Genomic DNA, 24,662 nt, shown 5'->3' with positions numbered 1-24,662 from the left:
TCCGGAATTCGAACCTTCGAGAACCGTCCCCGAACGTGCGAGCGGTCCGGCTGACACGGGCGCGGGGGACGTGGTCGGCGAGGGCTACAGTGGGACGGCTTCACAACCCGTCAACCAGAGGATTCGCCATGCCCGCCCCGTCCACTGCGGCCGTCGTCGCCGAGGCCGGCCTCCCCGACGGCGGGCAATTGTGCATCCTGCGGGTGGACGCCTCCCGCGCCGCCGACGTGCTGCGGGTGGTGCATGCCGCGTTCGCCGCACGTCCGCCGGTGGATCCGCCGGCGGCGGCGCTGTCGGACACGGTGCAGACCATCGCCGAGAAGCTGGCCGGGGGCTTCGGCGTCCTCGGCGAGGTGGACGGCGAACCCGCCGCGGCGCTGATCGTCGCCCTGGACGGCGACATCGCGACGGTCACCCGTGTCGCGGTGCATCCCGACTACCAGCATCGTGGGATCGCCAGCGCGCTGGTGCTGTGCGCGATGGACCTGTTGGCCGCCCGGGGCACCCGCACCCTCGCCCTAGGCGTCCGCACCGAGTTCCCCGGCCTGGGCCGGTGGTGGCGCCGGCACGGCTTCACCTGGGTCGGCGAGCAGCCGCCGCTCGAACTGCTGCAACGCAGTCTTCCGGTGCTTGTCGAGGCCCCCACCGCGGACGCCATGCGCGATCTCGGCGAACGGCTGGCCGCTCTGCTGAAGCCCGGTGACGTGATCATCGCCACCGGCGACCTGGGCGCCGGCAAGACCACTCTCACACAGGGCATCGGCGCCGGCCTGGGGGTGCTCGGCCCGGTGATCTCACCCACCTTCGTGCTCTCCCGCGTGCATCGCAGCAGCACCGGCGGCCCGGCCCTGGTGCATGTGGACGCCTACCGGCTGCGCAGCTTCGACGAGCTGGAGGACCTCGACCTGGAGGCGTCGCTGGCCGACGCGGTCACCCTGATCGAATGGGGTGGCGGCATCGCCGAAGGGCTGGCCGACGACCGGTTGGAGATCGACATCCGCCGCGGCCTGGACCCCGACGACGAGACCCGGCTGGTGTTCCTGGCCGGCGTCGGTGCGCGCTGGGCCGATGGGCAACTGGAGGAGTTGCGATGAGTCCGAACACCCTGAGGTTGGGCATCGACACCTCGACGGACGTCCGGGTCGGGCTGGCCGACGACGCCGGCGTCCTGGCGTCCGGCGCGGTCACCGACAACCGAGCGCACGCCGAGCAGCTGATGTCCCTGGTCAACGCGACGTTGGCCGATGCCGGCCGGACTCTCGCCGACGTCGGATCGATCGTGGTCGGCGTCGGACCAGGTCCGTTCACCGGGTTGCGGGTCGGGGTGGTCACCGCGCAGACCCTTGCCTTCGCGCTGGACGTTTCGGTGCGCGGCGTCTGCTCGCTGGACGCGATCGCTGCCGGCGAGTCTCGAGATCCCGGCGTTCGCCGGGATGACGTGGGGCCGCGGGATGACGTGGGGCCGCGGGATGACGTGGGGCCGCGGGATGACGTGGGGCCGGCATCGTCATCCCGTGCTCGATACGGGCTCTCCGACGCGGCGGACACCTGCGGCGAGTTTCTGGTGGTCAGCGACGCCCGCCGGCGCGAGGTCTACTGGGCCCGCTACGCCGCCGACGGACGCCGCATCGAGGGGCCGGCGGTATCGCCGGTGTCCGCGCTGCCCGATCTGCCCGTAGTCGGCCCCGGCGCCGACCTGGCGAACGGCACACCCACCCCGCTGGACGGCGGCGTGCTGGCCCTGGCCGGTCCGAGCCTTCCGGATGCCGGACTGTCCCCGCTGTACCTGCGGCGTCCGGACGCCGAGGTGCCGACCACCCGCAAATCCACCCTGCTGCAGCCCCGGCTGGCGCGCGGCGCGACCCGGTCATGATCGGAACGGTCGTGGTTCGGCCGGCGCAGCCGGGCGAGCTGGACGCCATCGTGGCCCTGGAACGGTCCGGCTTCGACGACTCCGCCCGCTGGAGCGATGACTCGTGGGCGGCGGAGCTGGCCGGGGCGGATCGTCGTGTGCTGGTCGCCGATCGCTGGTTGAGCGTGACGAAACCAGGCGTGTCGGAGTCGGTCTGGTCGGAGGAAGCTCGACCATCGGACGGCGGGCTGCTCGGCGTCGCCACCGTCCAACTGGTCGCCAAGACCGCCGACCTGCACCGTATCGTGGTCGCGCCCGAACATCGCGGACGCGGCATCGGCCGGGCACTGGTCGAAGCCGGCATCGCCTGGGCCGCCGGACGCCGAGGCGAACGGATGCTGCTGGAGGTCGAACACGACAACGCTCCGGCGCTGGCGCTGTATCGTCGGCTGGGCTTCGCCGACCTGGCCCGGCGTGACGACTACTACGGTGCCGGACGGCACGCGCTCGTGATGCAGCGCGCGATCGCCGGGGTGGTCACGTCACAGAGGGGGAACTGATCCGATGAGTGGACCGCTGGTGCTGGGCATCGAGTCGTCCTGCGACGAGACCGGGGTCGGGATCGTCCGCGGCCACGAGTTGCTGGCCAACGAGGTCGCCTCGTCGGTCGAGCAGCACGTCCGCTACGGGGGAGTGGTGCCCGAGATCGCCTCGCGTGCGCACCTGGAGGCGATGCGTCCGGCGCTGGAACGCGCGCTGGCCACCGCCGATGTCGACCTGACCGAGCTGGACGGCATCGCCGTCACCGCCGGACCGGGCCTGATGGGTGCCCTGGTGGTCGGGTTGTCGGCGGCGAAAGCCCTGGCCGTCGCGCTGAACAAGCCGCTCTACGGGTTGAACCACCTGGTCGGACACGTGGCGGTCGACCTGCTCGATCATGGTCCGTTGCCCGAGCCGTGCGCGGCGCTGCTGGTCTCTGGCGGGCACACCTCGCTGCTGCTGGTGAACGACATCACCGGCGACATCGTCGAGCTGGGCTCGACCATCGACGACGCCGCCGGTGAGGCCTACGACAAGGTGGCGCGGGTGCTCGGCCTGGCCTATCCGGGTGGTCCGGTGATCGACAAGGCGGCCGCCGACGGCGACCCGAATGCGATCCGCTTCCCGCGCGGACTTGCCGCGCAGAAAGACCTGGTCAAGCACCGGTTCGACTACTCGTTCTCGGGCTTGAAGACCTCGGTGTCGCGGTGGGTGGAGACCCGGCGCCGCGACGGCGACGACGTCCCGATCGCCGACGTGGCGGCGTCCTTCCAAGAGGCGGTCTGCGACGTGCTGACCGCCAAGGCGGTGGACGCCTGCGAGCACTTCGGCGTCTCCGACCTGCTGATCGGCGGCGGGGTGGCGGCCAACTCCCGGCTCCGCGGTCTGTTGGAGCAGCGGACCGCCGAACGCGGCATCGCGCTGCGGCGTCCGAGGCCCGGACTGTGCACCGACAACGGCGCGATGATGGCGGTGCTCGGCTGCGAGGTGATCAGCCGCGGGCTGCGTCCGTCCGCGCTGGACATCGGCGCCGACTCCGGGCTCCCCGTCTCGACGGTATTGGTCTGACCATGCCTTACACACCGATCATCGGCGCCCTGGGCTACGTGCTGCACCCGGACGGCGAGCGTGCGCTGATGGTGCTGCGCAGCCGCGACGGCGACGTGCACCAGGGCAAGTACAACGGCCTGGGCGGAAAGCTGGAGAACGACGAGGACATCGTCAGCTGCCTGCACCGCGAACTGATGGAAGAGGCCGGCATCACGGTCACCGCCGAACGGTTGCGCGGCACCGTCTCGTGGCCCGGCTTCGGGGCCAACGGCGAGGACTGGTTCGGCTTCATCTTTGTCGTGGACGCCTTCACCGGCGAGGTCCCCGAGCGCAACGACGACGGCCCGCTGGACTGGCTGCCGATCGACCGGCTGCTGGGCAACGGAGATCCGCTGCCGATGTGGCCCGGAGACCGGCACTTCCTGCGGCTGGTCTTCGACGAGGACCCGCGTCCGTTTCACGGCGTGATGCCCTACTCGAACGGCGCCCCTACGGGCTGGAGCTACCGCCGCTGAAATTGACCCTTCGGGTGTCCACCCCGTGCCCGGATGCAGCGCCATCGCCTGTCGTCCGACGTGCGCGGGCATTCCGTTGCCTGCCGAAGCGGGACCTTTCGTGAAGCCGGCCGGGTGATCGGGCGTGCCTGCGTCCCTGCACAGCTGATTCACAGATGATCGTGCCGTGACCCTCTCCGACGACCCCTTCGGCCCCTATCGTTCTGAGTCTGCGGGCTTTCGCATCGCCTGCGGGGGAGGGGAAGTAGTGATGAAGCCATCAACAATCGTGCGGGTCGGCATCGGCCTGGCCGCCGCGGTCGCCCTGAGTTTGTCGCCGGTGATGGCCGGTGAGGCGCAGGCTGCCGACGGACGGTCGGCGGTCGCGCAAGCATCCAGCGTGGACAAGTCGTCCAGCGCGCACAAGCCGTCGGGCAAGGATCAACGAGGCAGGCATGCCCGGCATTGCCGGCCCGTCGAGCCGTGGACCGGAATGGTGCAGCGCTGCAGCGGCACCTTCAATCGCAGCAATCACAAGGACCTGATCTGGGGCGGGATCTGGGCGCCCGAGTTCGAGCCCACGCTGACCCCATTCGGGCGAGCCGGCACGTTCTTCGTGTACGTCGGGAACACCCCGGTCGGCTGGGTCGAGATGCCGGCGCAGGGGGACTTCGGCGGCATCATCACCCTCAGCAACACCTACGGCAGCTACGTCAAGGGCACCCAGCGGATCGCGCTCTACGACAGCTGCGGACGGCTGGTCGCCTGGGACTGGATCACCCTGGATTGGGACTGGTGATCTGTCAGCGCTGATCACCCACCGGCGGCGGCTGCCCGGGCACGATGCTCGGCGGCCGCCGTCGGCGCACGTCCGGGATACACCGCACGCCCGGTATCAGCGGCGGACCAGGTGGTCGATGCGGCGATCTGCGCCGCCTCGTCGGCCGAGTCTGTGGCAACGTTGCCTGCCGCGTAGTCCGCCGGTCGCGGGCCCGTCAGTCGGGCGGATGCCGGGATCTCTGGCTCGCGGCCATCCCGGCGATCTGGTCGGGGGTGACCCGGCAGCAGCCGCCGAGGGCTCGGACGCCGGCGTCCGCCCAGGATCGTGCGCTGTCGCCGACCACGGCCCGGCCGGTCCAGGTGCGGGCGCCGGCGTCCCAGGTCTCGCCGCTGTTGGGATAGAAGATCACCGGACGGCGTCCGCCCACCGCGCCGACCACGGCGACGGCGTCGTCCGGATCGCAACAGTTGGCGCCGAGCGCGATCACCGCGGGAACCTCGGCCGCGATCGCGTACGCCTCGGACGCTGGCTCGCCCCGCCGGGTCCGGTCGCCGACCGTGGTCAGGCTGATCCAGGCCGGGACGCCCAACGCGGCGAGCTCGGCGGCCAGCGCCTCGGTCTCAGCCAGCGACGGAATGGTCTCGCAGGCCAGCAGATCGGCCCCGGCCTCGACCAGGATCTCCAGCCGTGGACGGTGCCAGGAGCGCAGCTCGGCGACGCTCAACCCGTAGCTACCGCGGTATTCGGAGCCATCGGCCAGGGTGGCGCCGTAGGGGCCGACGGACGCCGCCACCCACCGCGGACCGTCGAACGACTCGGCCGCCTCGCGGGCCAGCCGGACGCTGCGTCGCAGCGCTTCACGGGCCTCGCCGGCGGTCCGGCCGGCCGCCTCGAAGCCCGATTCGCTGACCTGATAGGACGCCGTGGTGGCAACTTCCGCGCCGGCGGCGAAGAAGTCGGCATGGGTGGCCCGGACCTCGTCCGGGTCGGTCATCAGCAGGCGCGCCGACCACAACATGTCGCTCAGGTCGTGGCCGCGGGCCTCCATCCGGGTGGCCAGCCCGCCGTCCAGCAGCAGCACCCGATCGGCCAGCGCCGCCGCGAAGGTCTCCATCCGGTCACCGTAACGCAGCCGTTGCTCCGGCGACTGGCTGAGATGTTCCTGAGAACTGCTGGCTGGTGCCACGTTCGCGCTCGCTCATTCGTACGGATGGGGTAGTTCCACGCTCACTGAGGAGTCGCCATGCGTCGTATCGTCCGCTGTGTCGTCGCCGGTCTGGTGCTGACCGACGGCCAGGTCGTCGACCTCGCCGGCGCCACCGCCCGCTCGCTCCCGGTCGTCTTCGGCAAAGGTGCACCGGAGAACATCCGCGCGGCGGGAGTCTCTGCGGACGGCACCACCGTGCTGGGTCGCGGGTCGGTCTGGGCCCGGCTCCGCTGGCCAACCCGACCAAGTCCAACTGTGTGACCCTGCGCAAAGGCGACAGCCGCAACGTCGACGCGACACTCGATGTCTCCCACGGCGTCGATGAGGTGATCTACCGGGCTCGCCACACCACGCTGTGGCTGCGCAAGGGCAACACGGTGAAGAAGGTGACCACCACCGGGACGATCCGGGAACTGCTGGGAACCGATTTCCGTGACCCGTCCCGTCCGCTGGTGGACGGCGAGCACGTCGAGAAGGGCGAGGTGTACGGCCGCGTGGACTCGAACGGCAAGATCGACTGGTCGATCGTCAGCCGCAAGGTGCCCGCCTACCTGGCCTCCCTCGCCGTCACCCCGAACCGGGTGGCCGCCATCGACAGCCGTCCGTTCGCGGAGGCGTCGCCTTCGCCGCTGTGGTACCGGACCTTCTCGGGACGACCGTCGGCCCCGAGACTCGGCTGGCCGGCCCGGTGGACACCAGCTGGCGGGTCTACGCGTCCGGACGACGCACGGTCGCCGACTGCTGCACGTCGCTGAAGACCAAGTACTACGACGACGCCAAGCGGGTGTTCGATCGGCGGCAGAAGGGCCAACGCGAAGGGGTTGAGCGGCCCCCATGTGGCAACCGGCGACTACGTCCGGCGATTCGACGGGGTGACCTACACCTGGACGCTGAAGGCGGACGCCCGCGACGGCAGCGGCACCGTCACCGACGTGACCGGGCTGGCAGCGGCGACCGGCACGGTGAAGGTCAAGTGGTAGAGAGCTCAACCGGCGAGCTGATCACCGAGTTCTCGGCCCAGCTCGGCGAGCATGCCGGCGGTGTCGGTGAAGCAGCGGACCGGGTCGCGGTCGGCCAGGGCGTAGCCGGCCGCAAACCCGGCCGCGCGCAACTGATCGGGGGATAGGGTGCAGCGGCCGCTCACGGCGACGACCGGGACGCCGTGGGCGGCCGCCGTGCGGGCCACGCCGAGCGGGGTCTTGCCGCCCAGGCTTTGGCTGTCGAGGCTGCCCTCGCCGGTGATCACCAGATCGGCGGTGGCCACCTGGGTGTCCAGGTCGACCAGGCCCAGCACCACGTCCACGCCCGGCCGCGGCTCGGCACCGAGCACGGTCATCGCGGCGTAGCCGACCCCGCCGGCCGCACCCGCGCCGGGCCGGACGGCGCCGTCGCGTGCCGCGGCCCCCAGGGTGTCGGAGAGCACCTCGGCCAGCCGGCCCAGATTGGCGTCCAGGACGGCGACCTGGCCGGGGTCGGCGCCCTTCTGCGGGGCGAACACCGCGGCCGAACCCCGTGGACCGGTGAGCGGGTTGTCCACATCGCAGGCGACCACGAACCGGGTGCCGGCGATCCGCGGGTCCAGTCCGTCGAGGTCGACACGGGCCAGCTCGGCCAATCCACCCCCGCCGTCCGGGACGGCTGTCCCGGCGGTGTCCAGGAATCGGGCGCCGAGTGCGGCGAGCAGGCCGGTGCCCCCGTCGGTGCAGGCACTGCCGCCGATGCCGAGCACGATGGTCGCGCAGCCGGCGTCCAAGGCGGCCCGGATCAGCTCCCCGGTGCCGCGGCTGGTGGCCCGCAGCGGGTCGGTGCGCGGGCGTCCGGCCTCGTCGGTGGGAATCAGCGCGAGCCCGCTGGCGACGGCGAGCTCCACCAGTGCCGATCTCGCCCCTTCGAAGGTGCCGATGCCGAACTCGGCCGTCCGCGGCTCGCCGAGCGGTCCGGTGGCCGGCACATCCACCCGCGTCCAGCCGTTGACCAGCGCCGCAGCAAGGGTTCCCTCTCCGCCGTCCGCAACCGGGCAGCAGCGGATGTCGAGGTCGGGTCTGGCCGCGAGCAGGCCGCCGGCTAGTGCGGACGCCACCTCGGCGGCCTCCAGGGTGCCGCGGAATTTGTCGGGTGCGACCACGATGCGCATGGCGGGGCGCCCCGCGGGTCAGCGCAACTCGGGGTCCGCCGGCCGGGTCGGCGGCGCGATCTCCTTGGGTTTGCGCGGCTGGCCCAGCGCGTAACCGGCCAGCAGACCCGCGAGCAGTGCCAGGCCGGCGCCGCCGATCATCATGCCGAGCGGATTGGTGAATGCCATGCTGCGGTTCGCCGACAGGGCGATGAACTGCTTCCAGACCTCGAAACCGCCGTAGGCGAGCACACCGATCGCCCCCGCCAGGGCGACGCCGGAGACGATCAGCAGAATGCGGGCCAGCAGTTTCATGGCCGCATCCTAATGCCGTCACAGGTGAGTGTGAGTTCGGGCACTGTGTTCCGCGCCCGAACTCACACCACCGGAGCGACTGTCTCGACTCGGGTCGCCCGATCCGGTAGAACCGCGGGTATGGATGCCGACGACGCCCGGTGGCTGACCGGCCCGGAAGGTGTCGACGAGTTGCGCCGCGGGGCGTCCGAGAGCGACACAGGATCGCTGGCCGCAGCCGAGCGGCTGCGTCGCCGGTTGCCGCCGGCACGGGCCGCGGCAGTGGGTGCGCAGCTGGAGCTGCGTCGCCGGGCGCGGGCCAAATTCGGTGCCCGCGCCGCGGAGTTGTTCTTCACCGCCGACGGGTTGGAGCAGGCCAGCCGACCGCGGGTGGCGTCCTGGAGGGCGGAGCGGCTGCGCGCGACCGGGGTGCGACGGGTGCTCGATCTGGGCTGCGGGATCGGCGCCGACGCGCTCGCCTTCCTCGACGCGGGGCTGGAGGTGACCGCGGTCGAACTCGACGAGCCGACCGCGATTCTGGGCGGCGCCAACCTAGGCCGGCCGGTGCTGGTCGGCGACGCCGTCGCCCTGATCGAGGAGCTCGTCGGCCCCGAGACCGCGGTGTTCTGCGACCCGGCGCGGCGGACGGCGTCCGGACGCAGCTGGCGGGTGGAGGACCTCAGCCCACCCTGGTCGTTCGTGGAGTCGCTGCTCGCCGAGCGGATCGCCTGCGTGAAGCTCGGCCCCGGCCTGCCGCACGCCGTGATCCCGGACGGCGTCGCCGCCACCTGGGTGAGCGACGCCGGCGACCTGGTGGAGCTGTCGTTGTGGTCGGGGACGGGGGAGCGCGGCCGGCAGGCGGTGCTGCTGCCCGCCGGCCAGGTGCTGGACGACGCAACTCTGCCCGTCATACCTGCCGGGTTCGCTCGGCCCGAGGTGGGGGCGGTGCTGTATGAACCGGATCCGGCGGTGATCCGGGCCGGGCTGGTGGACGCCCTGGCGGCCGATCTGGACGCCGCACGGCTGCGTCCGCAGCTGGCCTACCTGCTGGGTGCCGGGCATCGTCCGACCCCGTTCGCCACCGCCTTCGAGGTGCTTCAGGTGTTGGACGCCGGCGAGAAGAAGCTGCGGGCCTGGGTCCGCAGCGAGCGGATCGGCACCCTGGAGATCAAGAAACGCGGGGTCGACGTCGACCCGGCGGTGCTGCGTCGCCGGCTCAAGCCGTCCGGTCCCGGCTCCGCCACCCTGGTGCTCACCCCGACTGACGACGGCGTCCGCGCCTTGGTCGTCCGCCGGTTGCCGGCGGACCTGCGGCGAAACGTGCGTTATGACGACGCCGCCAACCCGAACTCGGCCCAGTTGCGGCGAAACAGGCGTAGTGAGAGCTCCCCCGAACCGGGATAACGCTCGTTTCTCCGCGCCGCCCCTGCAACCGGCCAGAAGGTCAGCTGATAACGGCCATTTCCTCGGCGTGCACCGCGAAACCGGACCGATCCTGAGCCGGACCGCTGCCGATCCCGCTCATGCCGGCGTCCTCGGCGAGTACGGCACGTCTTCCTCGGTGCGGGCTCGGACGCCGATCGCCCAGCCGTGCGGCGGTACCGTCTCGGTGCAGCCCTCGCTGGCCAGCAGCAGGTCGCCCTCGGGCATCGGCCCGACGCCGTCAGAGATGTTCAGGGCCAACTCGATCACCTGGTCCGGGCCGGCGACCAGCACCACCACCGACTCGTTGGTGAGATCGCGGGTGGTCACCACGGCGTCCACGATCCACGAGTGCCGGCGGCGCAGCCCGATCAGCGTCCGGTACAGCTCGAAGGTGTCGGCGCCGAACGGCAGCAGCCCGTCCGGGGTGGCCGGGAAAGCCGGACGCACCGCGTCGTCGCCGCCGGCCTGGTCGAGCTTGACGCCCTCGAAGCGATGCTCGTCGCCGGCGTAGATCGACGGCACCCCCGGCAGCATGGTCAGCAGCACCGCCGCGTGGGCGACGTGCCGGCGGTCGTCCAGCTTCGACGAGATCCGGGTGACGTCATGGTTGGAGATGAAGATCTGCGGCCTGAAATGCTCGCAAAAGCGGCGATGCCGTTGCAGCGCCCAGTCCAGGGCCCACAGGTTGGTGGTGTTCATCGACTGCCAGATGGCGTGCCACAGCTCGTACTGGGTCACCGAGTCGAGACCGGATTCCCGCACGAAGGTGTCCTTGTCGCCATGGATCACCTCGCCCAGCAGCCAGCAGTCCGGGTAGGCGGCCTTCACCCGCTTCACGATCGGACGCCACGCCGCCGCCCCCGGCGCGTAGGCGGCGTCCAGGCGCCAGCCGTCGATGCCGCGACCCAGCCAGTGGCACATGATGTCGACCACGAAGTCCTGGACGGCGGGGTTGGCGAAGTTCAGTTCGACCAGCGGCCGGTGGCCCTCGAAGACGCGCGGGTGGCCGCCCTCCCAACGCAGCCAGCCGCCGTCCGGTGTGTCGGGCCCGGCCGCCAACGCGCGCTGCACCACCGGATGCTCCCGGCCCAGGTGGTTGAACACCCCGTCCAGCAGAAGCCGGATGCCGCGTTCCTTGGCCTTCCACATCAGTTCGCCGAAGTCGCCGTCGTCGCCCAGCCGGGCATCGATGGCGTAGTGGTCGAGGGTGTCGTAGCCGTGGGAGGCGGAGGCGAAGATCGGGTTGAGCAGCATGCCGTTGCAGCCGAGTTCGATCAGGTAGTCGAGCCAGTTGGTCAGCTGACCGAGCCGGTGCCGCACCTGATGGATTGCGGTGTCCTCGGCGTTGACGAATCCCAACGGGTAGCAATGCCACCAGATGACATGCGCGGTCCAGTCCATCCATCTCCCTAGGGTCCGGACGGATTCTAGTGGTCTGCCGCTCCGCAGGCTTGGGGCGGCGGCTCAACTCCAGTCGCGGAACACCACCCAGGACGCCGGTCGCTGTCAGCATGGAGGCATGCCACCTCGAGCAACTGCCCAGCGGGCCGGCACGATCGGCGGCCCGGCCGACGTCGTGCTGGCCGTCGACATCGCCTTCCTGACCACCGGCCTGCGATGACGCTGCTGTACGACGCTGACTGCGGATTCTGCACCGCCAGCGCCAATTGGCTGGGACGGCGCCGACTGGGCGCGCCGATCGAACCGCTGCAGCGTGCCGACCTGGTCGCGCTCGGCGTCGACCCGGCGCGGGCCGAGCGGGAGATCCCGTTCGTCGAGCGCACCGCTGCCGGCACTCGGGTGAGCTACGGCCATGTCGCGATCGGACGGGCGCTGGCCACCGGACGGTTCCCGTGGCGCGTCCTCGGCTGGCTGCTGGTGCATCCTCCGCTGTCCTGGCTGGCCGGGCCGGCCTACGCACTCGTCGCCCGCAACCGGCACCGGCTGCCGGGCTCCACCGCCGCCTGCCGAATCGAACCCCCGACCCCCTGACGTCGGAGCGGCCGGCGATACTCTGCCGCCATGTCGATGCCTCGCCGCGAGGCGGTCCTGCTGCTGTGTGCAGGGCAGACCGTCCTCGGCACGCTGCCGCCGCTGCCCACCGAGCTGCCCTGGTGGCCGGAGGTCTGGGACGTCTGTGCCGCCGCCAAGGCCCGCTACGGCCTGGACGTGGTGGTGCTCCGGCTGCTGTCCGCGTCGGTGGCGCGGATGCCGGGCGGCACCGTCACCTATCTGGCCGAGGTCGATCCCGGCGCCTGCGCCGGCCTGCCATTGACGCCATGGACGGGTGCCGACCCGCTGGCATCCCACCCGTTGCGGCAGGAATGGGCCCGTCCCGGCGGTCCGCAGGAACAGCTGCGCTGGGCGCGGGGGCGGCTGGCCTCGTCCGGAATCGCGGTGACCGGGCCGGCGACGCAGGTGAAGACCTGGAACCTGTCGGCGGTCTGGCGGATGCCGACCGACGCCGGCGAGATGTGGCTCAAGGTCGTCCCCGACTTCTTCGCCCACGAGGGCGCGATCATGACCGCGCTCGGCCCGCCGGGGGTGCCCGCCGTCTACGCCGCCGAGCCGGGCCGGACGCTGATGGCCAACGTCTCCGGATCGAACTTCGACGCCACCGGGGCTGCGCTGCCGCCGATGATCGAGAAGCTGATCGAGTTGCAGGCCGACTGGATCGGACGCGGCGACGAGCTGCTGGCGCTCGGCCTGCCGGACCGGCGGTTCGCGGCGGAGCTGCCCCGCATCGAGGCAGTGGTCGCCGACCACCTCGGCGACGTCCCGCCGGACGGCCGGGACGCGCTGCTCGGCCTGGTCGACGACCTGCCCCGGCGGTTCGCCGCGATCGAGGCCTGCGGCGTCCCGGACACCCTCACCCACGGCGACTTCCACTCCGGCAACGTGCTGGGCCGTCCGGACGAGCGCCGGACGGGCGGCTACGCGATCATGGACTGGGGCGACTCCTGCCTCTCCCACCCGCTCACCGACGAGCTCGCCTTCACCCGTCCGCTGTCGGAGCCAGACCGCGTCCTCGCCGCACGCGTGTTCGGCGAGGCATGGCGGCGCCGGATCCCCGGCTGCGACCCGGAGCGGGCAGCCGCCCTGCTGCGCCCGGTGCTGCCGCTGCTGGCCGCCGTCACCTACGCCACCTTCTGTGCCCGGATCGAGCCGGACGAGCGGATCTACCACGCCGCCGACGTCGGCGACTACCTCCGGCTGGCGGCCGCCGAGGCGAACTCCTGACCCGACCGCCGGTCGAACCCGTCGAGTCCGGTGCCGTCCCGGTCGCCGATCTCGCTATCGGTGACGGGTTTCACCTTCGGTGACCGCTTTCGGGTAATAACCCGAAAGCGGTCACGGAACCCGACAGCAGTCACCGATGGCGAGATCGGCGCGGTCCGATCCGGGCACTAGATTGACGCGCATGACCGCCGAGCCCGCCGACGTCGTCCCCGCCGACCACGACGAGGTGTTGGAGCTGACCTTCGACGCCCAGCGCTACCCGGCCCGGCCGGCGAAGCTGCGGCCCGCCGCGCGACGCCGCAAGGACATGCTGCAGGCGATGGGGCCGCCTCCGTTCGAGCCGGACGGCCGCAACAAGGCCTATGTGGAATGGCTGGTCAACCAGTCCATGCTGGGTGATGCGACGACGTTGGGCCGGCAGCTGGCCGGCCTGCACACCATGTGGAGCAACCCCTACGCCGCGCCCGATCCGCGGGCCGCGGTCGACAAGACCGCGGTCTGGTTCACCGCCTATCCGCTGTCGCTGGTGACCGCGCCGGGCCAGTCGTTCCTGGGCGCGATCGGCGACGAGGAGCTGTGGCGCACCTTCCAGGAGATCGGCATCGAAGGCGTCCACACCGGTCCGGTCAAGCTCGCCGGCGGCATCTCCGGCTGGAAGCTAACCCCCAGCGTCGACGGCCATTTCGACCGGATCAGCATGGCGATCGATCCGCTGTTCGGCACCGAGGACGAGTTCCGGGCGATGTGCGAGGTGGCGTCCCGGCACGGTGGCACGGTGATCGACGACATCGTCCCCGGACACACCGGAAAGGGGGCCGACTTCCGGCTGGCCGCGCTGAATTACCGGGACTATCCGGGCATCTACCACATGGTCGACATCCCCGAGGAGGCCTGGCATCTGCTGCCCGACGTCCCGCCGGGCAAGGACTCGATCAATCTGGACGCCTCGCACGAGCGAGCCCTGGCCGAGGCCGGCTACATCATCGGCGAGCTGCAGCGGGTGATCTTCTACGAACCCGGCGTCAAGGAGACCAACTGGTCGGTCACCCCGCCGATCCACGATCACAAGGGCGTCCTGCGGCGCTGGGTGTACCTGCACTACTTCAAGGACGGCCAGCCGTCGATCAACTGGCTCGACCCCACCTTCGCCGGCATGCGACTGGTGATGGGGGACGCGCTGCATTCGCTGCTCGACCTCGGCTCGGGCGGCCTGCGGCTGGACGCCAACGGCTTCCTGGGCGTCGAGAAGAGCGTCGCCGGACCGGCCTGGTCCGAGGGCCACCCCTTGTCGCAGGCCGCAAACCAGCTGATCGGATCGATGGTCCGCAAGGTCGGCGGCTTCACCTTCCAAGAGCTGAACCTCGGCGTGGACGACATCGCCGAGACCTCGGCGGTCGGGCCCGACCTGTCCTACGACTTCATCACCCGACCCGCCTACCATCTGGCGCTGGCCACCCGCGACACCGAGTTCCTCCGGCTCACCTTGCGCGAGGCGATCGCGGCCGGCATCGACCAGGCGTCCCTGGTGCACGCCCTGCAGAACCACGACGAACTCACCTACGAGCTCGTCCACTTCGCCGGACGCCACGCCGCCGACCACTACACGCTGGGCGGCGTCGAGTACACCGGCGCCGAGCTGGCCGAGCACATCCGGGAAACCCTCCGGCTGCGGATCGCCGGCCCGGCCGCCCCCTACAACGCGCTGTTCACCCAGAACGGCATCGCCTCGACCACGAGCTCGGTGATCACCGCCAGCCTCGGCATCACCGACCTGGACGCGATCGCCCCCGAGCAGGTCGAGCAGATCAAGGACGCCCACCTGCTGCTGTGCATGTACAACGCCTGGCAGCCGGGAGTGTTCGCGCTGTCCGGCTGGGATCTGGTCGGCGCTCTTCCGCTGGCGCGCGAACAGGTGTCGGGACTGATCGCCACCGGCGACACCCGCTGGATCGAACGCGGCGCCTACGACCTGATGGGCGTCGCCCACGACGGCGCCGCCTCCGGCATGCCGCTCGCCCGCGCGCTGTACGGACCGCTGCCGCGACAGTTGGCCGACCCGCGGTCGTTCGCGTCCCGGCTGGCCCCGATCCTGCAGGTCCGCAAGCAGCACGGCCTGTCGACCGGGACGCTGCGCGACGTCCCCGAGGTGCCGAACAAAGAGATGCTGATCCTGGTCAACCGGCTCTACATCGGGGCGGCCCAGATCACCGTGCTGAACTTCGGCCCCGAACCGATCGTCGGCCGCGTCCAGTCCGAACACATCCCGGCGGGCCGGGTCTTCGACCTCACCACCCGGCGCAAGATCGCCGACGTGGACGGCCTGGGCGGCTTCTCCGTCACCCTGCCCCCGTTCGGCGGGGTGGCCACCCTGGTCCGCGAAGACTGAACGGACGGTGTCGGCGACGGTGACCTCCCGGCTTGGCGTCCCGCCCCGATCCGACCCGGCTCCGCATCTTTGCCGCCATCGCCCTGCTCGGCTGGCTGCTGGGCCCGCTCGCTCTGCCGTTCTTCGCCGGCTACTGGCTGGTCTGGCTGAGCTCGCCTGCCCCGTCCCCGACCGAGCGCGGAGATGGGAAGGAGCGGTGAGACGCGGCGGAAGCACCGATACCCTGACCGCCATGGACGAACGAGAGGGCGACGGTCAGGACGCGCCGGCCCCCGACGTTCTCTCCGTGGACGTCTACCAACGGCTGCGGCAAGGGATCATCACGGGCCGCTACGCTCCTGGGAGCAAGCTGACCGAGCGCGAGATCGCCACCGAGTTCGGCGTCTCCCGTGCCCCGATCCGGGCCGCGATCAACCGGCTGGAGTTCACCGGCTTCATCCGCCTGGCACCGCGCCGGGCGGCGATCGTGACAGAGGTCGCTCGAACGGACATCGAGCAGCTCTACGATCTCCGCTCGGCACTGGAGCCGCTGGTCGCACGGGTCGCAGCGGCACGGGTCGCCGCGGGTGCCGATCCCGCGCCGCTGGAGCAGGCGCTCGCGACGGCGGCGGACGCGATCGCCCGCGACGATCACCAGGCCCTGGACCGCTCGAACGCGGCCCTGCACCGGGCGATCGTCGCGCTCGCCGGTCATGCGCTCTTCGAGAAGACGTTCGGCCCGCTGCAGGACCGCAGCGACCGGCTGAGTGCGATGACGATCGCGGCCGGCCCGGCCGTGCGCCATGACGAGCACGACGCGCTGGTGCAGGCGATCGTTTCGGGCAACGAGCAGCTGGCCAGTGCCTGCGCCTACACGCACGTCGAGCGCGGACGGATCCGCACCCTCGCCCTGCTGCTCGGCGACTGACCAGGCCGGGTGCTGCCGAGTCAGGGCTGGACGCCGCTCCGGGCGGCGAGGCCGAGCGCGTCCAGCAGGTGAGCGACCGCGCTCGGCACCGGCTCGACGACGACGGATCGGTGCTCGTCCGCCAGCCGGCGTGCCGTTCGGGAAAGCGGGCCGCCGCCGACGATCACCGACTCGGCGCCATCGACCTGTTCGCATAGCCGGACCGCCTCCGACAGCTCCCGGTACTCGAGTGCATCGTCGGCCGCGAGCTGCCCGGCGGACGCGCCGGTGAACCGCAGCCCGGTAAAGACGCCCGGCCCCGCGTGGCGCCGGACCAGGCCGAGCAGGCCCGGCCCGAGCCGCTTGGTGGAGGTCACCATGCCGAACCTCCTGCCGTCGCGTCCGGCGGCCATGATCGAGGCCTCGCCCAGACCGACCACTGGGCCGGTCCAGCACTGCCGCAACTCCCGCACCCCAGGGTCTCCGATGGCGGCGACGATGATGCCGACGGTGTCTGCGGTGACGTTCCGGCGCGCGGATCGCAGCACGTGCGGAACGCTCGCCGCGAGCGCCTCCGGGCCGGTGATCACGGACGGGCCGCTGTCCGCCGTGGCGCCTCGGGCGGTCAGCCCGGTGCCGGTCAGCACGGCCTGCGCCAGGGCGGTCATCACCCTCGTTGTCGCGGTGTTGGCGTTCGGGTTGACGAGCAACAGGTGCGGTGTGCCGTCGCTCACCGGCTAGAAGGCCTCTTCGAGCGGACGCCCGAGGGTCTCCCGCGGGATCCGGACCACGATCGCCCCGACCACGAAGAAGGCGGCGAGCATCGCGAACATCGCCGGCACCCCGCCCGCGTCGAGCACCGCGCCGGCGAGCAGCGGCAGCAGCCCGCCGGCGAGGGAGCCGGTGGCGAGGATGACCGCCGTGCCGAGCCCGCGGATCTTGGTCGGGTACAGCTCCGGGGCGTACAGGAAGATCGTGGTGTTGATGGTGATCACCGCGAAGTTGAACAAGGCGCCGAACAGCAGCACCAGCGCGATGGTCGGTGCGGCGAAGCCGAAGCCCAAGGCGGCGACCAGGCCGAGCGCAGCGGCGCCGGTCAGCACCGCGCGGCGGGGGAGTCGGAGCGAGACGAACGACGCGACGATCGATCCGACCAGGCTTCCGGACTGCATCACGAGTGTGTACCACAGGGCGGTGGTGATCGCGAAGCCGCGGTCGGTGAGGATCAGTGGGATCAGCGTCGCCATCGAGATCTGGCCGCCGTAGGACATCGTCACCGCTATGCACAGCGGCAGCGTGGTGCGCAGGTGACGACCGCGGAACACGTGCGTCCAGGCCTGTCGCGGTGGTTCCGCCAGCGCGGCGGCGTTCTCCCCGTCGAGGTACTGCACCTGTTCCGGCAGCGGGCCGGCCAGCTTGCCCTGGGCCAGTCGGTTCAGCACCATGTTGGCTTCGGCCACGTTCCCGTTGGCGGCCAGGTAGCGCGGCGATTCGGGCATCGACCGCCGGTAGAACAGCACCAGCAGCGCGGGCAGCAGCAGCACCGCGAACAGGTAGCGCCACTGGTCGTCCCCGGAGAACACCGCGAACACGATGATTCCGAACAGCGGTGCCAGCAGGTTGCCGATGCCGGCGGCCGCCACGTTGACCAGGCCGCTGGCGACGCCGCGGTGCTTGGCGGCGAAGAACTCCGACATCATGGTGATCGCCGTCGCGATCTCGCCACCGATGCCGACGCCGACGATGAAGCGCGCCACCAGCAGCATCTCGTAGTTGGGCGCGACGGCGCACAGCAGCGAACCGACGCTGAAGACGAGCAGGTTGAGGCTCAGCAGCCGGCGGCGTCCGAAGCGGTCGGAGGTGAAGCCTGCCGTCAGCCGGCCCAGTGCGATCGCCGTGAAGGTGACCGTGTTGAGCAGGCCGACCTGTGCCGAGCCGAGGCCCCAGCTCTCGCGCAGCGCCGGTCCGGCTACCCCGACGGCGTTCTGTTCGATCGAGTCGAAGAACGCGCCGAGGAGCACCATCGCGGCGACGCCCAGATGGGCGCGGGTGAGTTTCATGGTGGAGTAGGCGCGTTCGATCTGGTCGCCTAGCGTCAGCTCGGGTTGCTTCGTTTGGTTTGTCATCCGCTTGCTCCCTTTGGAGATCGATGAAGCGTTCGTGTCCCCGATGTCGTGGTCGGGTCCAGTGCGGGGCCTGCCCTCTGGGTGGCCTCGCATGGCTCCTGACGCTAGTGAGACGGTTCGGTCCGCTGGTTGCCGCGGCATTACACGTGTGTGAAGACTCGCAATTTGGCATGCCAAAGATGGAGTTGAGGCGACCAATCCCCGGATGTGTGGCTATGTGGCATGCCAGAGTGAGAACGGGAGCCTCAAGGAGGGAGGCTGGTGGGCCGGTTGGGCGCTAGCCGGCGGTCAGCGGCAACCGCTCCCGGACGCGCTGCCGCACCCGCTCGGCGTCCGGCCCGAAGGTGCCGCGGGCGATCGCCTTCTGCGCGTTGAACAGGTGTACCCAGAGCCCCGCGGCCCAGAACACCCGATCATCGGCTGCGGTCCAAGCATCGAGAGGTTCTCCGGCCCGCCAGAGCTCTTCGCGCGCGTCGAGGTAGCCGGCGAGGAAACCCTTGGAGTCGTACAGCGACGGCCAGCCCGGAGCGCTTCCCACGACCGCGAAGACGCCTGCGGCCGCACCCACCAGGGCCGCCTCGGGAAGCGCGGCCAGACTGTCCCAGTCGTGGACGACGGCGAGCCGATCGCCGTCCCAGAACACATTCCGCGCCTCCCAGGCGCCGTGCCCGACGATCGGGAGACCGGTGTGCGACCGCAGCACCTGCCGGAGCTGTCCGGCGGCATCGGTCAGCCATCCGGGTGCGGAGATCGCGTTGAGATCCTCGGGGCCGTCGTCCGGCGCAGGCCACAACGCCGATCCGGCGTGATCCCAGTCCAACCAGGCCGGCGGCGGACTGAAGTTCGATACCTGCCAGACGCTTGATGCCAGGAACAGCATCCGACGGAACGCCCGTGCGGACGCCGCCGCGTTCGGTGCCGAGTATTCCCTGACCGAGCCGGGGGGTGGCACGAACTCCTCGATAGACACCGCCTCGTCGCCACTCTCCAGTGGATCGCAAAGCGGCCGCGCACAAGGGAATCCTGCGAAGTACAGGGCGCGCTGCGCTCGAGTGCAGCTGAGGTGGCGCGGATCGAATGGACGGGCCTTCACCACGACTTCGCGTCCATCGGTGAGCAGCAGGCCGACCACGTGGGAGAGGTGCTCGTGTTCGAAGAGGCGTCCGATGATGCCGACTCCGAACTTGGCGGCGATCAGTGCTGCTAGCCGACGCTCATCGAGCCGTGCCATCTGTGTTCCCCTTCGTCGACCGGACCTTGTCCCGAGACGGCGGTAGTTGTCCTGGTATGACCAGGAAGATCGCCGTCAGTCTGCCGGACCAACAGGTCACGGACGCCGTCAGCCCGGCTTCGTCCAGCGGATCGTGTGCCGGAAGAACAGCCGGCGCCGGAACACCGCCCCCGGCAGCACGTCGCCGGCGATTCGCCTCAGTTCCCCGAGGCTCACCGTGGCGTCTCGCACCGGAACCGGTTGACGCGGATCGACGCCGGCGGCGCGCCGCGGGTGCTTGATGAACCCCATCGCCGGGTTGAGCAGCAACGAGGCCACCTCCCATGCCAGATCGACCGGCGTCGTCGGGGGTGCGAGGCCTACCACCAGCAGCCGTCCGCCGGGGGTGAGCAGCCGGGCCGCCTCGCGCAGCGATTCGGTGGGGTCGAGATGATGCAACACCGCGACCATGGTGATCAGGTCGTAGTGGTCGTCCAGTTCGGCGAGCTGGGCGCCGTCGACCACCACGTGGGGGCGAGCGGCGCATCGGTGCCGGCTCGCCTCACGCATGGCGGCATCGATATCGGTGCCGTGGACGGCGGCGAACCGATCCGCCAGCTTCGCCAGCAGGACGCCGCGGCCGCAGCCGACGTCCAACGCCCGCTCGCGTCGCGCCGGCAGGTTCCGCAGAATCCAGCCGTGGAGTCGTTCGTTGTGATCCCACGGATGCGCGGCATTGAACGCGTTCAAGGCCGCGACAGCCCGCACGACCAGCGGATTCGTCAGCCGGGGATCGTCCATCGGTCCAGTCTGCACGGGCCGTCCAGAGCGAGCGAGCTGACGACATCGTTGGCACTCAGGTTGAACGAGTGCTAAGCCCGCGATAGATTCGGCGTTAGCACTCTCACCTGGAGAGTGCGAACGGCCGCCGGCGGCACCCGCGACGACGCCCCGGCTGAAAATCCGACAAGCAACGGGCTGCGTGCCCAGCACAAGAAAGGGTTTTGACGTGGCAGTCACGATCAAGCCGCTCGAGGACCGGATCCTCGTCCAGCCCCTCGAGGCCGAGCAGACCACCGCCTCTGGCCTGGTCATCCCCGACACCGCCAAGGAGAAGCCGCAGGAGGGCAAGGTCATCGCCACCGGCCCGGGTCGCATCGACGACAACGGCAACCGCGTCCCGCTCGACGTCGCCGAGGGTGACGTCGTGATCTTCTCCAAGTACGGCGGCACCGAGGTCAAGTACGAGGGCAAGGAGTACCTGCTCCTGAACGCCCGCGACATCCTCGCCATCGTCTCCAAGTAAGGAATCTGCAGACCATGCCCAAGATCCTTCAGTTCGACGAGGAGGCGCGGCGTTCCCTGGAGCGCGGCGTCGACATCCTCGCCAACACCGTGAAGGTGACGCTCGGCCCCAAGGGCCGCTACGTGGTGCTCGACAAGAAGTGGGGCGCTCCGACCATCACCAACGACGGTGTCACCGTCGCCAAAGAGGTCGAGCTCACCGATCCTTACGAGAACCTCGGCGCCCAGCTGGCCAAAGAGGTCGCCACCAAGACCAACGACGTGGCCGGTGACGGCACTACCACCGCCACCGTGCTGGCCCAGGCGCTGGTCCACGAGGGCCTGCGCGCGGTCGCGTCCGGGGCCAACCCGGTCGGCCTGAAGCGCGGCATCGAGGCGGCCGTCGAGGCCGTCAGCGATCGCCTGCGTGAGTTGGCCCGAGAGGTCGACGACACCGACGACATGGCCAACGTCGCCACTATCTCGGCTCGCGACGCCGAGATCGGCCGGCTCATCGCTGACGCCTTCGACAAGGTCGGCAAGGACGGCGTGATCACCGTCGACGAGTCGCAGACCTTCGGCACCGAGCTCGAGTTCACCGAGGGCATGCAGTTCGACAAGGGCTACCTGTCGCCGTACTTCGTGACCGATCCGGAGCGCATGGAGGCCGTCCTCGACGATCCCTACATCCTGATCAACCAGGGCAAGATCTCCTCGATGAACGACCTGCTTCCGCTGCTGGAAAAGGTCATCGGCGCCGGCGGCACCCTGTTCGTAGTGGCCGAGGATGTCGACGGCGAGGCGCTGTCCACCCTGGTGGTCAACAAGATCAGGGGCACCTTCACCTCGGTGGCCGTCAAGGCCCCGGCCTTCGGCGATCGCCGCAAGGCCATGCTCGAGGACATCGCGATCCTCACCGGCGGCAAGGTGGTGGCTCCCGAGATCGGGCTGAAGCTCGACCAGGTCGGCCTGGATGTGCTGGGCCGGGCCCGCCGCGTCGTGGTCACCAAGGACAACACCACGATCGTCGACGGCGCCGGCGCGCACGAGGAGGTCTCGGGACGGGTGGCTCAGCTGCACGCCGAGATCGCCCGCACCGATTCGGACTGGGATCGCGAGAAGCTCCAGGAGCGGGTCGCCAAGCTCGCCGGCGGCGTCTGCGTGATCAAGGTCGGTGCCGCCACCGAGGTGGAGCTCAAGGAGAAGAAGCACCGCATCGAGGACGCCGTCTCGGCCACCCGCGCGGCCATCGAGGAGGGCATCGTCGCCGGTGGCGGCTCGGCCCTCGTCCATGCCGCCAAGGTGCTGGACGGCGGCCTGGGCAAGTCCGGCGATGAGGCGGCGGGCGTCAGCATCGTCGGGAAGGCCGTCGTCGAGCCGCTGCGCTGGATCGCCGAGAACGGTGGCGAACCGGGCTACGTGATCGTCTCCAAGGTGTCGGAGCTGGAGCCCGGTCAGGGCTACAACGCCGCCACCGGCGAGTACGGCGACCTGTTGGCCGCCGGCGTGATCGACCCGGTCAAGGTCACCCGCTCCGCGCTGGCCAACGCCGCGTCGATCGCCGCCCTGCTTCTCACCACCGAGACCCTGGTGGTGGAGAAGCCCGATGAGGACGACGAAGCGGGGCACAACCACTGAGTGTCCGCGCTCGAACCACGACGAATCCCCCGTTCCTGCTGGGCGGGGGGTTCGTCGTTTTCGGCCCGGCTCGGACAATATCCGTAGACCGCCTATGGGATTTATAGGTTATATGTCGAGATGGCCATCTTCCGACGCCTCCGACTGCCTACCGTTGGGGCATGGCAACACGCAGCCCCCGACCGGACGCCTTGCTTATCGGAGCGCCCAAGGCCGGCACCAGCGCATTGCACGCCGCGTTGGCCCTGCACCCTCAGGTGTTCACCACCACACCCAAGGAGCCGAAGTACTACCTGTGCGCAGATGCCCCGCCGCCGGCCTACAACGGACCGGGCGATGCGCACAGCCAGCAGGAGTGGATCTGGCGGCGCGAGGAGTACGACGCGCTGTTCGTCCCTGCCGCCGACGACCAGCTGCGCATCGAGAGCACGCCGTTCTACCTGTACCTGCGCAACGCCCGGCGGAGGATCGCCGAGGAACTGCCCGAGGTCAAGCTGATCGCGGTGATCCGCGATCCCGTCGATCGGGCCTACTCGAACTGGATGCACCTCTGGTCGGACGGTCTGGAGCCGGTGGCCGACTTCGAAACCGCGTTCAACCTTGAGACCGAACGGATCGCGAAGGGCTGGGCGCCGTTTTGGCACTACCGCAGGCAGGGCTTCTACGGTCACCAACTCCGCGACCTGTACAACCATGTGGACGCCGACCGGATCCTGCTGGTCAGGTACCGGGAGTTGATCGACGACCCGGCTGGGCTGCTCGACCGGGTGGCCGGCTTCCTCGGCCTGGAGACCGGCCTGGTGCGGACCATCCCGCGGGAGAATTCCCGCAGCTACGTGGCGCCGGGGCTGTCCACCACGGTGCTGTCGAGGCTGATCCGGGCCGGCGCGGCGGCCGGGGCCTGGTTCCCGCCCGAGGTCTGGCGCAAGGCCAGCGAACCGCTGACGTCGCTCATGCAGTCCCGTGGGGCCACGGCCCGGCCCGCTTTGGACAAGGCAACACGGGCCCGGCTGGTGCAGCAATTCGCCGACGACATCGACCTGCTCGAGTCGGTCAGCGGGCAGTCGTTCGAGGCTTGGCGCGCCGATTCCAGCGCCGGTTCGTTCGCCGGCCGCACGAGTGGCTCCCCGTAGCTGCTCAGCCTCTCCAGGGCGCGACCATCAGGTCGTGTGCGCCGTCGGGACGGGCCGCCTCGAAGTACAGCCGGGTGTCGCCGTCGGGGCCCTGCACCGCCGCGGCATAGCGCAGCGCACCGTCCGAGGCGGGAGAGCTTGCGATCGGCCCGTCGCCCACCGGCTCCAGCCTGCCGCCGACGCCGGCCGCCCGCGCCACGCCCGTGCGCTCGAACCAGTTCGACGCGGCGTCGGGGCGGCCGTCGTAGAGCGCCACCAGCGGATCCAGCGACACCACCGCCGTCACCCGGGTGCCGCGGGCGTCCCAGCCGGCACCGGACGGCGTGAGCGCCAGGCCGCGATCGGTCCAGGTCAGCCCGTCGGCGCTGGTCAGGTAGCGAGTGGTCATGCGGTCCTCGGCTCCCGCCACGTCCAGCGGGTGGCAGCACAGCCACAGGTGCCAGGCGGTGCCGTCGGTGACGATCACGGGATCTTTCACAGCCACGGTGCTGCTACCCGGAAGCACCACGGTGCGCCGCCCGGTGGGCAGTTGCTCGGGGGTGTCGGCGTCGATCGCCTCGACCCACCAGTGCTTGGAGCCGGGGGTGGCGCAGGACACGTAGAGTCGCCAGCCGCCCCCGGGCAGGCGCACCAGTGCGGGGCGCTCGAACGACTCGGCGCCGAAGGCGTCGCGATACACCTCGGCGACGGTCTCGAAAGCGAACCCGTCCGCTGATCGGGCCACGACGGTTGCGACGCCCCGTCCAGCGGTGAGCGGCCGTCGCACGCGATAGGCGAGCCAGTAGGCGCCGTCGGCATAGAGCGCCGCAGGAGCGCCTGACCAGTTGCCGGGCCCGCAATCGGGTGCCGAGACGACCACCCTCGCCTCATCGAACAGCGACGCGACGCACTCGACGGTTGAACTCATGGGCAAAGCCTACGGCTAGCCATGCCGAACCTCTGGCATCTCGGTGGCCGGTCGGTGCTTCAGCCCCATCGAGGTGTGAATCCCTGGTGGCTGCTG

27 protein-coding genes are annotated in these 24,662 nt (G+C 70.5%); 18 read left to right on the top strand and 9 right to left on the bottom strand.

The features are described 5' to 3' along the window. Positions 1-128: 128 nt before the first annotated feature. From tsaE to QM619_RS03390, 6 genes are all read left to right on the top strand, one after another. Entirely contained in the window at positions 129-1,094 is a 966-nt protein-coding gene (tsaE, locus tag QM619_RS03415) for a tRNA (adenosine(37)-N6)-threonylcarbamoyltransferase complex ATPase subunit type 1 TsaE (protein ID WP_415104319.1), read from the top strand. Further along, positions 1,091-1,873 carry a tRNA (adenosine(37)-N6)-threonylcarbamoyltransferase complex dimerization subunit type 1 TsaB gene (tsaB, locus tag QM619_RS03410; protein WP_415104317.1) on the top strand — a complete coding sequence of 261 codons (783 nt, stop codon included), beginning with the start codon at positions 1,091-1,093 and terminating at the stop codon, positions 1,871-1,873. Before tsaE ends, tsaB begins: the two co-directional genes overlap by 4 nt. After that, on the top strand, positions 1,870-2,412 hold the full coding sequence (locus QM619_RS03405; protein ID WP_415104315.1) for a GNAT family N-acetyltransferase: 543 nt from the start codon (positions 1,870-1,872) through the stop codon (positions 2,410-2,412). Before tsaB ends, QM619_RS03405 begins: the two co-directional genes overlap by 4 nt. 4 nt (positions 2,413-2,416) lie before the next feature. After that, entirely contained in the window at positions 2,417-3,460 is a 1,044-nt protein-coding gene (tsaD, locus tag QM619_RS03400) for a tRNA (adenosine(37)-N6)-threonylcarbamoyltransferase complex transferase subunit TsaD (protein ID WP_415104313.1), read from the top strand. Positions 3,461-3,462: 2 nt separating this feature from the next. Continuing rightward, complete coding sequence (locus QM619_RS03395) at positions 3,463-3,957, top strand: NUDIX hydrolase (RefSeq protein WP_415104311.1); 495 nt, start codon at positions 3,463-3,465, stop codon at positions 3,955-3,957. A 250-nt stretch (positions 3,958-4,207) separates the two neighbouring features. Further along, positions 4,208-4,735 (top strand): hypothetical protein, encoded by a 528-nt coding sequence (locus QM619_RS03390; RefSeq protein ID WP_415104309.1) that lies wholly within the window; start codon positions 4,208-4,210, stop codon positions 4,733-4,735. A 196-nt stretch (positions 4,736-4,931) separates the two neighbouring features. Here QM619_RS03390 and mmuM read toward each other — a convergent pair whose 3' ends face one another. Beyond that, on the bottom strand, positions 4,932-5,831 hold the full coding sequence (gene mmuM / locus QM619_RS03385) for a homocysteine S-methyltransferase (RefSeq protein ID WP_415104307.1): 900 nt from the start codon (positions 5,829-5,831) through the stop codon (positions 4,932-4,934). Between the two features lie 129 nt (positions 5,832-5,960). On the opposite strand from mmuM, the gene QM619_RS03380 reads away from it, so the two are divergent. The 3 genes from QM619_RS03380 (at position 5,961) to QM619_RS03370 (ending at position 6,904) form a co-directional block, all read left to right on the top strand. Beyond that, complete coding sequence (locus QM619_RS03380; RefSeq protein ID WP_415104305.1) at positions 5,961-6,185, top strand: hypothetical protein; 225 nt, start codon at positions 5,961-5,963, stop codon at positions 6,183-6,185. Beyond that, on the top strand, positions 6,182-6,679 hold the full coding sequence (locus QM619_RS03375) for a hypothetical protein (protein WP_415104303.1): 498 nt from the start codon (positions 6,182-6,184) through the stop codon (positions 6,677-6,679). The genes QM619_RS03380 and QM619_RS03375 overlap by 4 nt, the downstream gene beginning before the upstream one ends. Positions 6,680-6,745: 66 nt before the next feature. Beyond that, positions 6,746-6,904, top strand: coding sequence for a hypothetical protein (locus QM619_RS03370; RefSeq protein WP_415104301.1), 159 nt, complete (start codon positions 6,746-6,748; stop codon positions 6,902-6,904). A 5-nt stretch (positions 6,905-6,909) separates the two neighbouring features. Here the strand turns inward: QM619_RS03370 and QM619_RS03365 are convergent, their stop codons facing one another. Continuing rightward, on the bottom strand, positions 6,910-8,058 hold the full coding sequence (locus tag QM619_RS03365; RefSeq protein ID WP_415104299.1) for a glycerate kinase: 1,149 nt from the start codon (positions 8,056-8,058) through the stop codon (positions 6,910-6,912). Positions 8,059-8,076: 18 nt separating this feature from the next. Beyond that, positions 8,077-8,352 carry a hypothetical protein gene (locus QM619_RS03360; RefSeq protein ID WP_415104297.1) on the bottom strand — a complete coding sequence of 92 codons (276 nt, stop codon included), beginning with the start codon at positions 8,350-8,352 and terminating at the stop codon, positions 8,077-8,079. 120 nt (positions 8,353-8,472) lie between these two features. Between QM619_RS03360 and QM619_RS03355 the strand changes: the two genes are divergently transcribed. Next, positions 8,473-9,735, top strand: a complete 1,263-nt coding sequence (locus QM619_RS03355) for a THUMP-like domain-containing protein (protein ID WP_415104295.1) — start codon at positions 8,473-8,475, stop codon at positions 9,733-9,735. A gap of 117 nt (positions 9,736-9,852) precedes the next feature. Here the strand turns inward: QM619_RS03355 and QM619_RS03350 are convergent, their stop codons facing one another. Next, positions 9,853-11,157: an alpha-amylase family glycosyl hydrolase gene (locus tag QM619_RS03350; RefSeq protein ID WP_415104293.1), complete on the bottom strand. Its 1,305-nt coding sequence runs from the start codon at positions 11,155-11,157 to the stop codon at positions 9,853-9,855. Between the two features lie 216 nt (positions 11,158-11,373). Here QM619_RS03350 and QM619_RS03345 point away from each other — a divergent pair, with 216 nt between their 5' ends. The 5 genes from QM619_RS03345 to QM619_RS03325 all read left to right on the top strand — a co-directional run bounded on the left by QM619_RS03345 (position 11,374) and on the right by QM619_RS03325 (position 16,289). Next, positions 11,374-11,748 (top strand): thiol-disulfide oxidoreductase DCC family protein, encoded by a 375-nt coding sequence (locus tag QM619_RS03345; protein WP_415104291.1) that lies wholly within the window; start codon positions 11,374-11,376, stop codon positions 11,746-11,748. Positions 11,749-11,778: 30 nt separating this feature from the next. Then, positions 11,779-12,996, top strand: coding sequence for a phosphotransferase family protein (locus QM619_RS03340; RefSeq protein ID WP_415104289.1), 1,218 nt, complete (start codon positions 11,779-11,781; stop codon positions 12,994-12,996). 181 nt (positions 12,997-13,177) lie between these two features. Then, positions 13,178-15,382, top strand: coding sequence for a maltose alpha-D-glucosyltransferase (gene treS / locus QM619_RS03335; RefSeq protein WP_415104287.1), 2,205 nt, complete (start codon positions 13,178-13,180; stop codon positions 15,380-15,382). Between the two features lie 32 nt (positions 15,383-15,414). Then, complete coding sequence (locus tag QM619_RS03330) at positions 15,415-15,582, top strand: hypothetical protein (RefSeq protein WP_415104285.1); 168 nt, start codon at positions 15,415-15,417, stop codon at positions 15,580-15,582. Positions 15,583-15,614: 32 nt separating this feature from the next. Next, positions 15,615-16,289 (top strand): GntR family transcriptional regulator, encoded by a 675-nt coding sequence (locus QM619_RS03325; protein ID WP_415104283.1) that lies wholly within the window; start codon positions 15,615-15,617, stop codon positions 16,287-16,289. 20 nt (positions 16,290-16,309) lie between these two features. Here QM619_RS03325 and QM619_RS03320 read toward each other — a convergent pair whose 3' ends face one another. The 4 genes from QM619_RS03320 to QM619_RS03305 all read right to left on the bottom strand — a co-directional run bounded on the left by QM619_RS03320 (position 16,310) and on the right by QM619_RS03305 (position 20,405). Beyond that, positions 16,310-17,002 carry an aspartate/glutamate racemase family protein gene (locus QM619_RS03320; RefSeq protein WP_415104281.1) on the bottom strand — a complete coding sequence of 231 codons (693 nt, stop codon included), beginning with the start codon at positions 17,000-17,002 and terminating at the stop codon, positions 16,310-16,312. Between the two features lie 3 nt (positions 17,003-17,005). After that, entirely contained in the window at positions 17,006-18,394 is a 1,389-nt protein-coding gene (locus QM619_RS03315; protein WP_415104279.1) for an MFS transporter, read from the bottom strand. 277 nt (positions 18,395-18,671) lie between these two features. Beyond that, on the bottom strand, positions 18,672-19,625 hold the full coding sequence (locus QM619_RS03310) for a hypothetical protein (protein WP_415104277.1): 954 nt from the start codon (positions 19,623-19,625) through the stop codon (positions 18,672-18,674). Positions 19,626-19,733: 108 nt separating this feature from the next. After that, on the bottom strand, positions 19,734-20,405 hold the full coding sequence (locus tag QM619_RS03305) for a class I SAM-dependent methyltransferase (RefSeq protein ID WP_415104275.1): 672 nt from the start codon (positions 20,403-20,405) through the stop codon (positions 19,734-19,736). A 208-nt stretch (positions 20,406-20,613) separates the two neighbouring features. Between QM619_RS03305 and groES the strand changes: the two genes are divergently transcribed. From groES to QM619_RS03290, 3 genes are all read left to right on the top strand, one after another. Beyond that, positions 20,614-20,910, top strand: coding sequence for a co-chaperone GroES (gene groES / locus QM619_RS03300; protein WP_415104273.1), 297 nt, complete (start codon positions 20,614-20,616; stop codon positions 20,908-20,910). 14 nt (positions 20,911-20,924) lie between these two features. Then, a complete protein-coding gene (gene groL, locus QM619_RS03295) occupies positions 20,925-22,526 on the top strand; it encodes a chaperonin GroEL (RefSeq protein WP_415104271.1) in 1,602 nt (533 codons plus the stop codon). A 161-nt stretch (positions 22,527-22,687) separates the two neighbouring features. Then, positions 22,688-23,659 (top strand): sulfotransferase family protein, encoded by a 972-nt coding sequence (locus QM619_RS03290; protein ID WP_415104269.1) that lies wholly within the window; start codon positions 22,688-22,690, stop codon positions 23,657-23,659. 4 nt (positions 23,660-23,663) lie between these two features. Here QM619_RS03290 and QM619_RS03285 read toward each other — a convergent pair whose 3' ends face one another. Next, complete coding sequence (locus tag QM619_RS03285; RefSeq protein WP_415104267.1) at positions 23,664-24,566, bottom strand: hypothetical protein; 903 nt, start codon at positions 24,564-24,566, stop codon at positions 23,664-23,666. Between the last annotated feature and the right edge of the window lie 96 nt (positions 24,567-24,662).

The sequence above is a fragment of the Micropruina sp. genome, from assembly GCF_047606665.1.
Taxonomy (GTDB): domain Bacteria; phylum Actinomycetota; class Actinomycetes; order Propionibacteriales; family Propionibacteriaceae; genus Micropruina.
This window is presented reverse-complemented; position numbering and strand designations above follow the sequence as displayed.